A 15,182-nucleotide genomic window follows, 5' to 3' on the forward strand; every position below is an offset into this window, starting at 1 on the left:
TCCCGCGCATCGGAGGGCGCCTATGGCAAAACAACCGGCTCCAAATCAGAAGAAAATGGCAATCGTCCTGTCAGCAGTGCTCGTTGCGATCACACTGCTGACGGGCGTTTTGGCGTTGTTGCAGGGAAATCCTTACGGCAAGGCATCCGGTAGTTCGCCGGTTGAGACGGTGCTGCCAGAACGGGGGGAAAGCAGCAGCTCACAAGGCGAGCCGACGCCGGATTCCTCCATGTCCGGACCGGATTCGCCGTCCCTGCCGGAAGGGGAAACGGATATCCCTTCGGAATCCGAGACATCGGACGAATCCGAACCATCTGAACAGCCGCAGGAGCCGGAAGAACCGGTCTATTTCAACGTTCCGGAGGAGATGCGCGCGGTGCAGATCACCGCAGGGCGGGACTACCTGACCGGAGAGGACCGCTCGCGTGCCGCAGTTGCCGCACAGATAGACCAGGCGCTGCAGCACGCACAGGAGTTGACGATGAACAGCATCATTATCGACACCAAGTGGGAGGGCAGCGTATTGTTCACCAGCTCGGCGCTCCAGATGGCGCAGACAGAGCTTGACTGTGTAGACTACCTCGCGGCGCAGGCGCGGGAAATGGGTTTTTTTGTCTATGCGACTTACGATGTCTCCGACCTCGCGGATGCGGATGGAAATTTTCTGCGGGGATTCTCTGCCGACGGGGAGACGCTTGACAGCATCCGGTTCAGCATTGGGGAATTCGCCGGGAAATACCAGTTTGACGGCATCCTTCTGCAAAACTATGACGCCCCATCCGGTGCGGAGCGTTATGCGTCCTATCTGCAAAGCGGCGGCGGAATCGGCTACCAAAACTATCTCCGGCAGATTCCGGAGGCGATGGTTTTGGCGGCGGCGGATGCGATTCGTCAGGCCGCGCCGGGAACGCAGGTGGGCCTGATGGTAGACGCAGTCTGGGAAAATCAGTCGGTCAATCCGGACGGGAGCGAGACGGCGGCCGATGCTACCTCGCTCGGGACCGGCAACGCGGATACCAGAAAGTTTGTCGAAAGTGGACAGTTCGATTTTGTGATGGTCCGCAACTTCGATTCAACCACCGATCCGAAAGCGGAGTTCCGGACGGTTGCACGCTGGTGGAAAGGGGTCGCGGAGGGCGCGGGTGTGACCCTCTACACGATGCACGCCAACGAGCGGCTGGGCGTCGAGCCGTATGGCTGGCAGGTGATGGAGCAGCTCACTAAGCAGGTGATCGACCTGCGGGACATCGGTGTGGGCAGCGGAAGCGCGTTCCGTTCGCTGAAAGCCCTTGCGGACAATCCCGGCGGCACGACCACTATGCTGGTGCAGTACATGAACAACGAGATCGACGAGACCTATGTTCTCCAGCAGCTTTCGATCAGCAAACCGGCCGAGCTGGTCTATAAGACGCGGGAACCGACTGTCACCTTTCAGGGCGCGTCCGACCCGCGGGAGAAGGTCACGATCAACGGGGAGGAGATTCCCCGCAACGAGAGCGGCTATTTCACAGTCCGGAAGGATTTGGCGGAGGGCCTGAACACCTTTGCAATCTCCCATAAAAACAAGACGTTCACCTATCAGATCACCCGCGAGGTCATTGTTCTGAAGGATATACAGCCGACCGGTGCGATCAGTGTGGATGGCGGTATGGCTGTGACTGTCACCGCGCTGGCTTATGAGGGTTCATCGGTCACTGCGTCGCTTGGCGGGCAGCAGATCACCCTCACCGAGACCGAGTTCGAGGGGGACGACACCGACCGCGATTCCGGATACCGTACCTATACCGGGGTATTCACCATGCCTTCTGCATCCGAATCGGCGACAAAGCTCGGCGCGATCTCAGTCACGGCGGTCATGTCGGACGGGCATTCGATGACCTTGGAAGGAGCATCAGTGACGGTCAACAAGAAAGCTAAGATGGGGGACGGCGTCGTGGTGCAGGTGGTAGCGGATCAGGCGGAGACCTTCCCGATCTCGTCCCTGGACGACAGCTCACACTCTGGATATTATCCACTGCCGCGGGGAACGGTCGACCGCACCTACGGGAGCGAAATCATCTATAAAAACGGCAACACGACTAAGAGCTACTGGAAACTGCAATCAGGCGTGCGGGTCTACTCCAAGGACATCACGACCGGCGGACAGATGCCGGACAACAACAAAATTTCAGGTATGAGCATCAAATCTTCGGGAGGGTATACCACCGTTTCGCTCACGACTGGAAGCAAGATTCCCTATACCGTCGCTTACGACGGAAACCGGATCGTGTTCAAGTTTGCCTACACTGCTTCTGTACCCGAATCCCGGACGCTGGGCAGCGACAACGCGCTCTTTACCTCCGCTGAATGGAGCGGCTCCGATCTGACACTCAATCTCAAGAAGCCGGGCGGATTTATCGGTTACCGGGCGTACTATGAGGAGGAGACCCGGTTGGTGCTGCGGTTTAACAATTCTCCCGGTTCGCTTTCAGGGGCGCGGATTGTCGTGGACCCGGGGCATGGCGGAAACGACCCTGGCGCACTCGGGTTCTATCCGGACAAGGATGAAGCGGATATCAACCTCGAGATTGCCCAGCGGCTTGCCGACGAGCTGAAGAGCCAGGGTGCGTCGGTGCTGATGGTTACGCCCGGCAGCACGATGGCTTCACGGTTGGAATCGGCGCGGGCGTTCAATCCGCAGGTCCTGGTAAGTGTGCACAACAACACCAACTGGAATCCAGAGGCGAAGGGAAGCGAGGTCTATTACTTCTATCCGTTCCAGAAACAGCTTGCAGCGCTGATTTCGGCAAATGTTTCCGCTGCGCTCGATACTGTCAACCGCGGCGCAAAGTCCGGGCTTTACTACATGACCCGGGAGTCCCAATTCGCCTGTGTGCTGATCGAAACAGGCTTTATCTCGAACGAATCCGAATACAGCAAACTGATTAACTCGAAGTATCAAAACCGGATCGCGCAGGGGATTGCCAGCGGGATCAGCAGCTATCTGGCCGGGGCCTGGTCGGGCGGCGGAACCGGCAGCGGGGATGATGAGGATCAGCCGGATGCACTGGTTGAAGTGACCGGCGTATCGCTTGATACCAGCCAGCTGAATCTGGAAGTGGGAGGGACTGCGGCGCTTGAGGCGGCCGTTGAGCCTGCGGAAGCGGAAAACCAGAAGGTGGTCTGGGAATCGGCGGATGCAGGGATCGCCAGTGTCGACCAGTCCGGGACGGTGACCGCGGTTTCGGAGGGAAAAACGACGGTTCGGGTCACGACCGAGGAGGGCGGATATACCGCTGAATGTGAGGTCGAGGTGAGCGGGGCGTCCGGGTCTGCTCCAGAGGCAGGATGAGGAACAGCCATGAAGCTGCGGGCCTGTACAAATTCCTTGTTGCAGTCCGCCTGAAAGGTTGCTATAATATCTAAAAGACAGGCGGCTTTGTTTGGAGTGTCTTTTGCAGGGGCTTTTTCGCTTGCAAAAAGTCCCCTCCTGCTGCCCTTTGGCTAGCAATTCACCCGACTGCCGGCTTACATAGGAAAACTGACCTTTTAGGCCGGAGCAAAAAGTGCCTCATGGGACAAAGCGTTCCGCGTCCTGCGGGGTTCTGACAGATCTCGTGCTGATATCCCGCCTGTGACGGGCTGCGGCTCGCCGTGAAAACCATGATTTTTTGAAAAATTGAGCAACATTTTGGACTATTTTGTAGCTGGGGGGAAGGGCTATATGTATAAAATTGTGACCAAGCGCGCACTGAATCCCACCGTGACACTGATGGAGGTGGAAGCGCCGCACATTGCCCGCAAGGCAAAGGCCGGACAGTTCATCATCTTCCGCGTGGATGAACAGGGGGAGCGCGTCCCGCTGACCATCGCGGACTATGACCGCGAACGCGGCACTGTGACGATTATTTTCCAGATGGTCGGAGCTTCGACCAGATTGCTGAACGCACTGGAGGAAGGGGATTCGATCCTTGACTTTGTGGGGCCGCTCGGTGTTGCAACCGAGATCGCCCCGGAGGTGCAGCGGGTCTGCGTGATCGGCGGCGGCGTGGGCAACGCGATCGCCTACCCACAGGCAAAAGCACTGCATGATGCGGGCAAACAGGTGGACATGATCGCGGGGTTCCGTTCCAAAGATATTGTGATCCTCGAAGAGGAGATGAAGGCGGTCACCGACCATCTCTACCTCATGACCGATGATGGCAGTTATGGCGAGAAGGGTCTGGTGACCAACAAGCTCCAGGAGCTGATTGAGGCAGGCCGGCAGTACGACGAGGTCATCGCGATCGGCCCGGTCATCATGATGAAGTTTGTCGCCGAGACCACCAGACCGTATGGAATCAAGACGCTGGTTTCACTTAACCCTATCATGGTGGACGGGACTGGTATGTGCGGCGGATGCAGGGTCAAGGTCGGCGGAGAGACCAAGTTTGCCTGTGTGGACGGGCCTGACTTCGACGGGCATCAGGTAGATTTTGATGAGCTGATGAAGCGCAACACCTTTTACAAAGAGCGCGAAGCGGCAGACCGTTCGCATGTCTGCCGCCTGACAGGAGGGAAACGAAATGGCTAATATGGCACCCCACAAGGTTCCGATGCCGGAACAGCAGCCGGATGTGCGCAACCATAACTTCCTTGAGGTTGCGACCGGCTATACCGAAGAGATGGCGGTCGAAGAAGCGGCGCGCTGCCTCCACTGTAAGAATCAGCCGTGTGTTGCGGGATGTCCGGTCAATGTACATATCCCCGCCTTTATCGAGAAGGTTGCCAACCGGGATTTTGCCGGGGCTTATCAGGAGATTGCGCTGACAAACTCGCTTCCGGCGGTCTGCGGACGGGTCTGCCCCCAGGAAACCCAATGCGAGGGCAGATGTGTGCGCGGAATCAAGGGGGAGCCGGTCGGAATTGGCCGGCTCGAACGGTTTGTCGCTGACTGGCAGCTAGCCTATGGGGAGGACAAGGTGGAAAAGCCGGCCCCCAACGGGCACCGCGTGGCGGTTGTGGGAGCTGGCCCCGCCGGGCTGACCTGTGCGGGAGATCTCGCCAAAATGGGATATACGGTCACCGTCTATGAAGCGTTCCACGCGGCGGGCGGCGTGCTGATTTACGGAATCCCGGAATTCCGGCTTCCAAAGTCGATCGTGGCGAAAGAGGTCGGCAAGCTCGAGCAGATGGGGGTAGAAATCCGCCCCAATATGGTGATCGGCCGGGTGGACTCGGTGGATGAGCTGTTTGAACAGGGCTATGAGGCGGTTTTTATCGGCTCAGGCGCGGGACTTCCCAGTTTTATGCATATCGAGGGGGAGGACCTGCTCGGCGTTTATTCGGCCAATGAATACCTCACCCGTATCAATCTGATGAAGGCATACCAGAAGGGATACGATACCCCGATTGCAAAGAGCCATGCGGTCGCGGTGGTCGGCGGCGGCAATGTTGCGATGGATGCGGCACGCTGTGCCAAGCGGATGGGTGCCGAGACGGTCTATATCGTCTATCGCCGTTCGATGGAGGAGCTGCCTGCGCGTGCGGAAGAGGTCCATCACGCCAAGGAAGAGGGGATCGTCTTTAAGCTGCTCAACAATCCGGTCAGGATCACCGGGGATCAGGATGGACGGGTGACCGGCATGGAATGTGTCGAGATGGAGCTTGGGGAGCCGGATGAGTCCGGGCGCCGCCGTCCGATCGTTAAGGAGGGGAGCAACTTCTTTCTCCCAGTAGACACGGTGATTATGGCGATCGGAACCAGCCCCAACCCGTTGATCCGCTCGACTACCACTGGGCTGGAGGCCAACCGGCGCGGCTGCCTGGTCGCAGACGAGCGCGGCGCGACCACCAAACCAGGGGTCTTTGCCGGAGGTGACGCAGTCACCGGAGCTGCTACTGTCATTCTGGCAATGGGTGCGGGGAAGACTGCGGCGGAAGCGATCGACGCGTACATCCGCTCAAAGGAGTAGTGTTTGTCAATGTGATGCCAGTCTTTGGAAAAGCCTGTGGCGAAAAGTGCTATTTACCTGCACAAAGGGATGGGGATGAGGGCGGACAGAAGGCTGGTTTCAGGCAGACTCAAAGATGCATCTACGCCTGCTTGTTAAAAGGTATCTTTATTTCAAAAAGCACAAAAGCTCCGACAGACGATTCTGCCGGAGCTTTTACGTAAATTTCCATTATCGTTTGCAAAAAAAGGGTTTTTTGGATTATTTACAAAATTGCGCTTGACATGATTGACCAACCATGGTAAAATAATATACTGTATCAAAATGGCGTTTTCTGTAATCTGCCGTAATCAATTATAACAGATTTCGACAGGTTTGGCAACCTTTTTTTGCAATTTTCGCTGTGCGTCACCGCAGAGTTTGCCGAAAGGGGAGCCGGGGAATTCACAGCGCCTTTCTGGCGCGGCGGACACACATGCCCCCAGCCCGGGGGCAAATCAGATGAATGGAGTGATCAAAGCCTATGGTGAATGTCAAGCCGGTTACACAGGGCAAAACCACCCGTATGAGTTTTTCACGCATCAATGAAGTGCTTCAGATGCCGAACCTGATTGAGGTTCAGAAAAATTCGTACAAGCAGTTTCTGGATGAAGGGCTGAAGGAAGTCTTTAAGGATATTTCCTCCATTTCCGACTATCAGGACAACCTGGTTCTGGATTTTATCGACTATCACCTCGACGATAAGCCAAAGTACACGATTGAGGAGTGCAAGGAACGCGATGCGACCTATGCGGCCCCTCTTCGGGTGCGGGCGAGCCTGCTCAACAAAGAGACCGGGGAGGTCAAGGAGCAGGACATTTTCATGGGCGACTTCCCGCTGATGACCGAGAGCGGAACCTTCATCATCAACGGCGCGGAGCGTGTTATCGTTTCGCAGCTGGTGCGTTCTCCGGGCGTTTACTACGGTGCGGCGCACGACAAGAGCGGAAAGCAGCTTTTTACTGCCACGGTCATCCCCAACCGCGGCGCATGGCTCGAATATGAAACCGATTCCAACGACGTTTACAACGTCCGTATTGATAAAAACCGCAAACTGCCGGTGACCACCTTTGTCCGGGCGCTGGGCCTTTCCTCCAATGACGAGATTCTGGAGATGTTCGGCAGCGACCCGCTGATCCTCTCGACACTCGAGAAGGATTCGACGGTCAATCTCGAAGAGGCGCTGCTCGAGGTCTACCGCAAGCTGCGCCCTGGCGAGCCGCCGACCGTTGAGTCCGCTCAGAGCCACATCGACGCGCTCTTTTTCGACCCGCGCCGGTATGACCTCTCCAAGGTGGGACGCTACAAGTATAATAAAAAACTTGCGATCGCGCCGCGCATCCTCGGGCGCACAGCTGCCCGTCCGGTTATCGACCCGCTCACCGGCGAACTGCTTGCCGATGCAGGCGATGTCTTTGCCCGTGAACTCGCTGAACGGATTGGAAAAGCGGGCGTGGATACCGTTTACCTCAAGGATGATGCGGACGGTGAAATCAAGGTCTTTTCCAACGGCATGGTTGATATCCACGACTTCGTTGGATTTGACTGCTCCGAACTGGGCGTCAATGAGAAGGTCCGGTTTGTCGTGCTGCGCGAAATCCTTGAGAATTGCGCCACCGATGATGAGAAAAAAACGCAGATCGTCGCACGTCATGACGAGCTGATCCCCAAACACATCATCAAGGACGACATTTTCGCTTCGATCAACTATCTCTGCGGACTGGGCAGAGGAGTCGGAACGGTCGATGACATCGACCATCTGGGCAACCGCCGCATCCGTTCGGTCGGTGAACTGCTCCAGAACCAGTTCCGGATCGGTTTTTCCCGTATGGAGCGTGTCATCCGTGAACGGATGGCCACCCAGGCGCAGGATATGGATGTCATTACCCCGCAGGCGCTCATCAATATCCGGCCGGTGGTCGCTTCGATCAAGGAGTTTTTCGGCTCCTCTCCGCTCTCCCAGTTCATGGATCAGACAAACCCACTCGCCGAGCTGACCCACAAACGCCGCCTTTCCGCCCTCGGCCCCGGTGGTCTGTCCCGTGACCGCGCCGGATTCGAGGTCCGCGACGTCCACTACAGCCACTATGGGCGGATGTGCCCGATCGAGACTCCGGAAGGCCCGAACATCGGCCTGATCTCCTATCTCGCAACCTTCGCAAAAATCAATGAATATGGCTTTATCGAAGCGCCTTATCGCCGGGTTGACAAGGCGACCGGGCGGGTGCTCGATGAAGTGGAATATATGACCGCCGATATTGAGGACATGTATGTCATTGCACAGGCGAACGAGCCGCTTACGTCTGAAGGGGCCTTTGCCAACGAGCGGGTCAGCGTCCGTTACCGTGATGCGGTAATGGTCTGCGAACGCGAAAAAGTCGATTATATGGATGTTTCGCCTAAAATGGTGGTGTCGGTCGCGACCGCGATGATCCCGTTCCTCGAGAACGACGACGCCAACCGCGCACTCATGGGCGCGAATATGCAGCGTCAGGCGGTACCTCTGCTGATCCCGGAGGCCCCGATTGTCGCAACGGGTATGGAGTATAAGTCCGCAGTTGACTCGGGTGTTGCGGTCGTTTCCAAACATTCCGGCGAAGTTGAGTCGGTCTGTGCCAACGAGATCGTTATCCGTGACGCGCAGGGCGAGCGCCACCCCTATCACCTCATCAAATTCATGCGCTCCAACCAGAGTACCTGCATCAACCAGCGTCCGATTGTCGCAAAGGGCGAGCGGGTAGAGGTCGGGCAGGTAATTGCCGACGGTCCCTCGACCGACGGCGGAGAGATCAGTCTTGGACGCAACATGCTGATCGGCTTCATGACTTGGGAGGGCTATAACTACGAGGACGCGGTTCTCATCAACGAGCGTCTGGTCAAAGATGATATCTACACCTCGATTCACGTCGAGGAATTTGAAACCGAATCCCGTGACACCAAACTCGGCCCGGAGGAGATCACCCGCGATATCCCTAACGTGGGTGACGATGCCCTTAAGGAACTGGACGAGCGCGGTATTATCCGAATCGGTGCGGAGGTGCGTGCAGGCGATATTCTGGTCGGCAAGGTCACACCCAAGGGTGAAACCGAGCTGAATGCTGAAGAGCGGCTGCTGCGTGCGATCTTCGGCGAGAAGGCCCGTGAGGTGCGCGATACCTCACTCCGCGTCCCACACGGCGAATATGGTACGGTGGTCGATGTCAAGGTATTCACCCGCGAGAATTGTGACGAGCTGTCACCCGGCGTGAACATGGTTGTTCGCTGCTACATTATCCAGAAGCGTAAATTAAGCGTTGGAGATAAGATGGCGGGCCGCCACGGCAATAAAGGTGTTGTCTCGCGCGTACTGCCGCAGGAGGATATGCCCTATCTGCCTGATGGGCGTCCGCTCGACATCCTGCTCAACCCGCTGGGCGTTCCGTCCCGTATGAACATTGGACAGGTGCTTGAAGTGCATCTGGGCCGCGCTGCCGCAGAGCTGGGTTGGAAGGTCATGACCCCGGTTTTTGACGGTGCGAACGAAGAGGACATCGCCGACTGCCTTGAGCAGGCCGGATTGTCCCGAGATGGTAAAACCTGGCTGCGCGATGGGCGTACCGGTGAACTGTTTGACAACCCGGTCACTGTCGGCTATATGTATTATCTCAAGCTCCATCATCTTGTTGATGATAAGATCCATGCCCGCTCGACCGGCCCGTACTCGCTGGTCACCCAGCAGCCGCTGGGAGGTAAGGCACAGTTCGGCGGACAGCGGTTTGGAGAGATGGAGGTCTGGGCGCTGGAAGCCTACGGCGCCGCTTATACCCTTCAGGAGATTCTGACTGTCAAGTCGGATGACGTGGTGGGCCGCGTCAAGACGTTCGAGTCGATCGTCAAGGGCAAGAATGTGCCGAAACCGGGCATTCCCGAGTCATTCAAGGTTCTGATTAAGGAGCTTCAGTCGCTCGGCCTTGATGTGCGGGTGCTCGATAAGGACGATCAGGAGATCGATCTCAAGCAGACGTTTGACGATGACGACAACATGGGCCTCACACCGGTGGACGATTCCCTCATGGAAGGGGTAGAGGTTGCCGGGGAGTTTGAGGACGGGTTTGACATCGAGCATCCCGACGTTGATCCGGATGCGGAACCGGATCTCGACCTGCTCGACATGGAGCCGGACCTCGACCTGGAGGACAGCTTTGACCCGCTCGAGGTACTCGGGCTGGACAACATCCCGAATGACGACAATTTCTAGGCAGGATCGCGCGGGAATCCCTGCGCAGCTCGCCGGAAAGATTCTGCCATAAACAAGAAAGAGGGGTTCGCATTTGGAATTTAACGTATTTGAATCAATCAAAATCGGACTGGCGTCGCCCGACCTGATTCGTGAATGGTCGAGCGGAGAGGTCAAGAAGCCCGAAACCATCAACTACCGCACGTTAAAGCCCGAACGGGAAGGGCTTTTCTGTGAAAAGATATTTGGACCCACCAAGGACTGGGAGTGCTACTGCGGACGGTATAAGCGCATCCGCTACAAGGGAAAAGTCTGCGAACGCTGCGGCGTCGAGGTCACCCGCTCCAAGGTTCGCCGCGAGCGGATGGGCCATATTGAGCTGGCTGCGCCTGTCTCCCACATCTGGTATTTCAAAGGCACCAGTTCCCGTATGGGGCTGCTGCTCAACATGTCTCCGCGCCTGCTCGAAAAGGTGCTCTATTTCGCATCCTATGTGGTCATTGATCCCGGCATGACCAACCTGAAAAAATATACCCTGCTTTCTGAAAAGGAATACCGCGATCTCAAGGAAGCGTATGAGGACGATTTCCGCGCCGGCATGGGTGCGGAGGCGATCAAGGAGCTGCTTGCCGAGCTGGATCTCGACAAGCTAGCTGCAGAGCTGAAAACCGACCTCGAAACCGCTGCCGGACAGAAACGGATCAAGCTGATTAAGCGGCTTGAGGTGGTTGAGGCGTTCCGCCAGAGCCAAAACCGGCCTGAATGGATGATTCTCGATGTGGTGCCGGTTATCCCGCCGGACATCCGTCCGATGGTTCAGCTGGACGGCGGACGGTTCGCCACCTCCGACCTGAACGACCTCTACCGCCGGGTTATCAACCGCAATAACCGTCTGAAAAAACTGCTTGAACTGGGTGCACCCGATATCATTGTGCGCAACGAAAAGCGGATGCTTCAGGAGGCGGTCGACGCGCTGATCGACAACGGCCGCCGCGGCCGCCCGGTCACCGGCCCGAATAACCGCCCGCTGAAATCCCTCTCGGATATGCTCAAAGGCAAACAGGGCCGGTTCCGCCAGAACCTGCTCGGCAAACGTGTCGACTACTCAGGGCGTTCGGTTATCGTCGTCGGCCCGGAGCTGAAGATGTACCAGTGCGGCCTGCCCAAGGAGATGGCGCTCGAGCTGTTCAAGCCGTTCGTTATGAAGCGTCTGGTCGATCTCAAGGTCGCCACTAACATCAAAAATGCGCGTAAGATGGTCGAGCGCGCCACTGTCAAGGATGTTTGGGACTGTCTTGAAGTGGTTATCAAGGACCATCCGGTTCTTCTCAACCGCGCACCGACCCTTCACCGCCTAGGAATCCAGGCGTTCGAGCCGGTGCTCGTCGAAGGACGTGCGCTCAAACTGCATCCGCTGGTCTGTACTGCGTATAATGCGGACTTCGATGGCGACCAGATGGCGGTGCATGTCCCGCTTTCTGCCGAGGCACAGGCTGAAGCGCGGTTCCTGATGCTCGCGGCCAACAACCTGCTCAAACCGTCGGACGGTAAGCCGGTTGCGGTCCCGACGCAGGACATGGTGCTTGGCTCCTACTACCTCACCATGCTGCGTGAGGATGAAAAGGGCGCGGGCAAGGTGTTCCGTGACTGTGATGAGGCGTTGATGGCGTACCAGGCGGGTGCGGTTGGACTGCATGCGCCAATCAAAGTCCGTGTGACCCGTGAAGTGGGCGACCGGTCCCTTTCCAAAATCATCGACGCGACAGTCGGGCGCATCATCTTCAACGATCCGATTCCACAGGATCTCGGTTATGTCAACCGCGATGACCCTGAGCGGATGTTTGACCTTGAGGTCAGCTTTCTGGTGCGCAAGAAAGAGCTTGGAAAAATTATTGATAAATGTATCCGCACCTACGGCACCGCAAAAACGGCCGAGGTGCTCGACCGGATCAAGGCGCAGGGTTTCAAATATTCTACCAGAGGCGCGATCACTGTTGCGGTCTACGATGCGGTGATCCCGCCCGAAAAAGCGGAATATATCGCAGAGGCGGAGAAGAAGGTCGAGACGATCAAACGGCAGTACGACCGCGGATTTATCTCGGACGATGTGCGTTACGAGCGGGTGGTTACCACCTGGAACGACTGCTCGGCCAAGATTAAGGATGCACTGACCGATACGTTCACCTCAAGCAACCCGATCTTCATGATGGCAGATTCGGGCGCGCGTGGTTCAATGGACCAGATCAAGCAGCTTGCCGGTATGCGCGGGCTGATTGCAAATACCTCCGGACGTGCGATTGAAATCCCAATCAAGGCGAACTACCGTGAGGGCTTGAACATCCTCGAATACTTCAACTCCTCCCGAGGCGCACGTAAGGGCCTTGCCGATACCGCGCTGCGTACCGCTGACTCGGGTTACCTGACCCGACGTCTGGTTGACGTTTCGCAGGAGGTCATTATCCGAGAGCACGACTGCGGCACCCATGAGGGGCTTGTGGTCTGCGACATCGTGGACAGCGGGCGTGTCATCGAGGACTTCACCGAGCGTCTGATTGGCCGCTACGTGGCGGACGACGTGGTAGACCCGGCCACCGGCGAGGTAATCGTCTCCCGCGACCAGATGATGACCGAAGCGGATGCAATCAAAATCCGTGATGCGGGCTTCACTGAAATTAAAATCCGGACCCCGCTCAACTGCGAGTCCAAGATCGGCGTCTGTGCGAAATGCTATGGATCCAACCTTGCCAACGGTCAGCCGGTTGGGATCGGTGAGGCGGTCGGCATCATAGCGGCACAGTCGATCGGTGAGCCGGGTACCCAGCTCACCATGCGTACCTTCCACACAGGCGGTATTGCGTCCACCTCGGATATTACACAGGGTCTTCCGCGCGTTGAAGAGCTGTTCGAGGCCCGCAAGCCCAAGAACAGCGCGATTATCTCCCATTTGGATGGGGAAGTCTCGTTCGAGAAGGATCCCAAGGGCGGCGACTTTGTGGTCGTCACTGCGGATGATGGCGAACGGTTCGAGCGTCAGGTGGTCTATGGTTCCACCTTGCGTGTTTCGGCAGGTGACCGCGTCAAAAAAGGCGATATGATTACCGAAGGCGCGATTGAGCCGAACGAAATCCTTGCGGTCAGTGGACATCTCGCAGTGCAGGATTATCTGATCAAAGAGGTGCAGCGCACCTACCGTACACAGGGTGTTGACATCAACGACAAGCATATCGAGGTCATTGTCCGCCAGATGATGCGCAAGGTCAAGATTGCAGACGGCGGCGACACCGCGCTGATCTCCGGTTCGAATATTGAAAAGAGCGAGCTGGCACAGGTCAACCGCGAGGTCGACGAGCTGAACGCGGCAGACGGTGGGATTCGCCGTCATGCGGAGGGGATTCCGGTCCTGTTGGGAATCACCAAGGCTTCGCTGGCAACCGAGAGCTTTATGTCGGCAGCTTCGTTCCAGGAGACCACCCGCGTGTTGACCGAGGCTGCGATTAAAGGCAAGATCGACAAACTGACCGGTCTGAAAGAAAATGTCATCATCGGCAAGCTGGTGCCGGCTGGTACTGGTACGGTCGATTATGACACGCTCGAACTGGTCAGCATGGATTCGAACGCCGAAAAAGGAGACTATGACTTCATTACCGAGCTGGACGGCGAACCTTCAGACGCCGCTCAAACGGTCTGATTTTCCGGATTTTCTCCAGCATCGGTGTGGATACGCGCCTGTTTGTTGTGCATCTGTACAAAAATTGTAAAATTTAAATGTATGTATTGACAAGGGGTGCGGTCACAGGATATAATAAAAAACTGTGAGATTACTCATGGTTCTGGTTTCAGCGGGGCAGGGGATTTCCTCTGCCCCTTGAAATAAAATTTTTATTTAAGGAGGTGCAAATATGCCAACCTTCAACCAGCTTGTCCGCAAGGGTAGAGAGGTCACGGTGAAGAAGTCCACTGCGCCTGCGCTCCTGAAAGGATGGAACTCGAAAAAACGGGTTGCGATCGATCAGAATTCGCCGCAGAAGAGGGGCGTCTGCACTGCTATCAGAACTTCCACCCCAAAAAAGCCGAACTCCGCGCTCAGAAAAGTTGCAAGGGTCAGGCTGTCCAATGGTTTTGAGGTCACGTCCTATATTCCGGGCATCGGCCACAACCTGCAGGAACACAGCGTGGTTCTGATTCGCGGCGGTCGTGTTAAGGACCTCCCTGGTGTCCGTTACCACATCATCCGCGGTACGCTCGACGCGCAGGGCGTTGCGAAGAGGATGCAGGCCCGTTCCAAATACGGCGCCAAACGTCCGAAGGCTGGTGCCAAGAAGTAATAAAACTTTTCGAGTATTCTGCCATTTTCAGGCTATCATAATAGATGAGCGGCTGAAAACTGGCACGTACGGAAGTTTTGTCACTTTCGAGTACCAATGAATTCATTACAATTATGAAGGAGGGAAGCGAAGTGCCAAGAAGAGGTCGCATTGCAAAACGTGACGTTTTGCCTGATCCTGTTTACAATTCCAAGCTGGTGACACGCCTGATCAACAACATCATGTATGATGGGAAAAAGGGCGTTGCCCAGAAGATTGTATACGGTGCATTCGATATTGTCAAAGAAAAAACCGGCAAGGACCCGCTGGAGGCTTTCGAGCAGTCGATGGAAAACATCATGCCTGTGCTGGAGGTAAAAGCACGCCGTGTCGGCGGCGCCACCTATCAGGTTCCGATGGAGGTCCGTCCGGAACGCCGTCAGACCCTCGGTCTGCGCTGGATCACCAACTATTCCAGAAACCGCGGCGAAAAGACGATGAAAGAGCGTCTGGCCGGGGAGATCATGGACGCGCTGAACCAGACCGGCGGCGCGGTGAAAAAACGCGAGGATACCCACAAGATGGCGGATGCAAACAAAGCGTTTGCACATTACCGCTGGTAATGCGCTACGGGTTTTCGCAGGTCTATTTTATCTTTCACCCGGCGGGGTCAGCTTTTGCTGAACCGGCGTCGGTGCGCAAAAAATAAGG

At 56.6% G+C, this 15,182-nt stretch carries 7 protein-coding genes; all 7 read left to right on the forward strand.

The window, feature by feature from the left end:
* The first annotated feature begins 22 nt into the window (after window positions 1-22).
* The 7 genes from C814_RS22115 to rpsG all read left to right on the forward strand — a co-directional run bounded on the left by C814_RS22115 (window position 23) and on the right by rpsG (window position 15,094).
* Window positions 23-3,331, forward strand: coding sequence for an N-acetylmuramoyl-L-alanine amidase (locus C814_RS22115; RefSeq protein ID WP_016315391.1), 3,309 nt, complete (start codon window positions 23-25; stop codon window positions 3,329-3,331).
* Window positions 3,332-3,703: 372 nt separating this feature from the next.
* Entirely contained in the window at window positions 3,704-4,552 is an 849-nt protein-coding gene (locus C814_RS09155; protein WP_022788264.1) for a sulfide/dihydroorotate dehydrogenase-like FAD/NAD-binding protein, read from the forward strand.
* A complete protein-coding gene (gltA, locus tag C814_RS09160; RefSeq protein ID WP_016315393.1) occupies window positions 4,545-5,933 on the forward strand; it encodes an NADPH-dependent glutamate synthase in 1,389 nt (462 codons plus the stop codon). Before C814_RS09155 ends, gltA begins: the two co-directional genes overlap by 8 nt.
* A 502-nt stretch (window positions 5,934-6,435) precedes the next feature.
* Window positions 6,436-10,188 carry a DNA-directed RNA polymerase subunit beta gene (rpoB, locus tag C814_RS09165; RefSeq protein ID WP_016315394.1) on the forward strand — a complete coding sequence of 1,251 codons (3,753 nt, stop codon included), beginning with the start codon at window positions 6,436-6,438 and terminating at the stop codon, window positions 10,186-10,188.
* A 73-nt stretch (window positions 10,189-10,261) separates the two neighbouring features.
* The gene (rpoC, locus tag C814_RS09170; protein WP_016315395.1) at window positions 10,262-13,855 is read left to right on the forward strand and encodes a DNA-directed RNA polymerase subunit beta'; all 3,594 of its coding nucleotides are present in this window, start codon (window positions 10,262-10,264) and stop codon (window positions 13,853-13,855) included.
* Between the two features lie 211 nt (window positions 13,856-14,066).
* On the forward strand, window positions 14,067-14,492 hold the full coding sequence (gene rpsL, locus C814_RS09175) for a 30S ribosomal protein S12 (RefSeq protein WP_016315396.1): 426 nt from the start codon (window positions 14,067-14,069) through the stop codon (window positions 14,490-14,492).
* A gap of 131 nt (window positions 14,493-14,623) precedes the next feature.
* On the forward strand, window positions 14,624-15,094 hold the full coding sequence (rpsG, locus tag C814_RS09180; protein ID WP_016315397.1) for a 30S ribosomal protein S7: 471 nt from the start codon (window positions 14,624-14,626) through the stop codon (window positions 15,092-15,094).
* Window positions 15,095-15,182: the final 88 nt, after the last annotated feature.

The organism is Anaerotruncus sp. G3(2012) (assembly GCF_000403395.2).
Classification (GTDB): Bacteria; Bacillota; Clostridia; order Oscillospirales; family Ruminococcaceae; genus Anaerotruncus.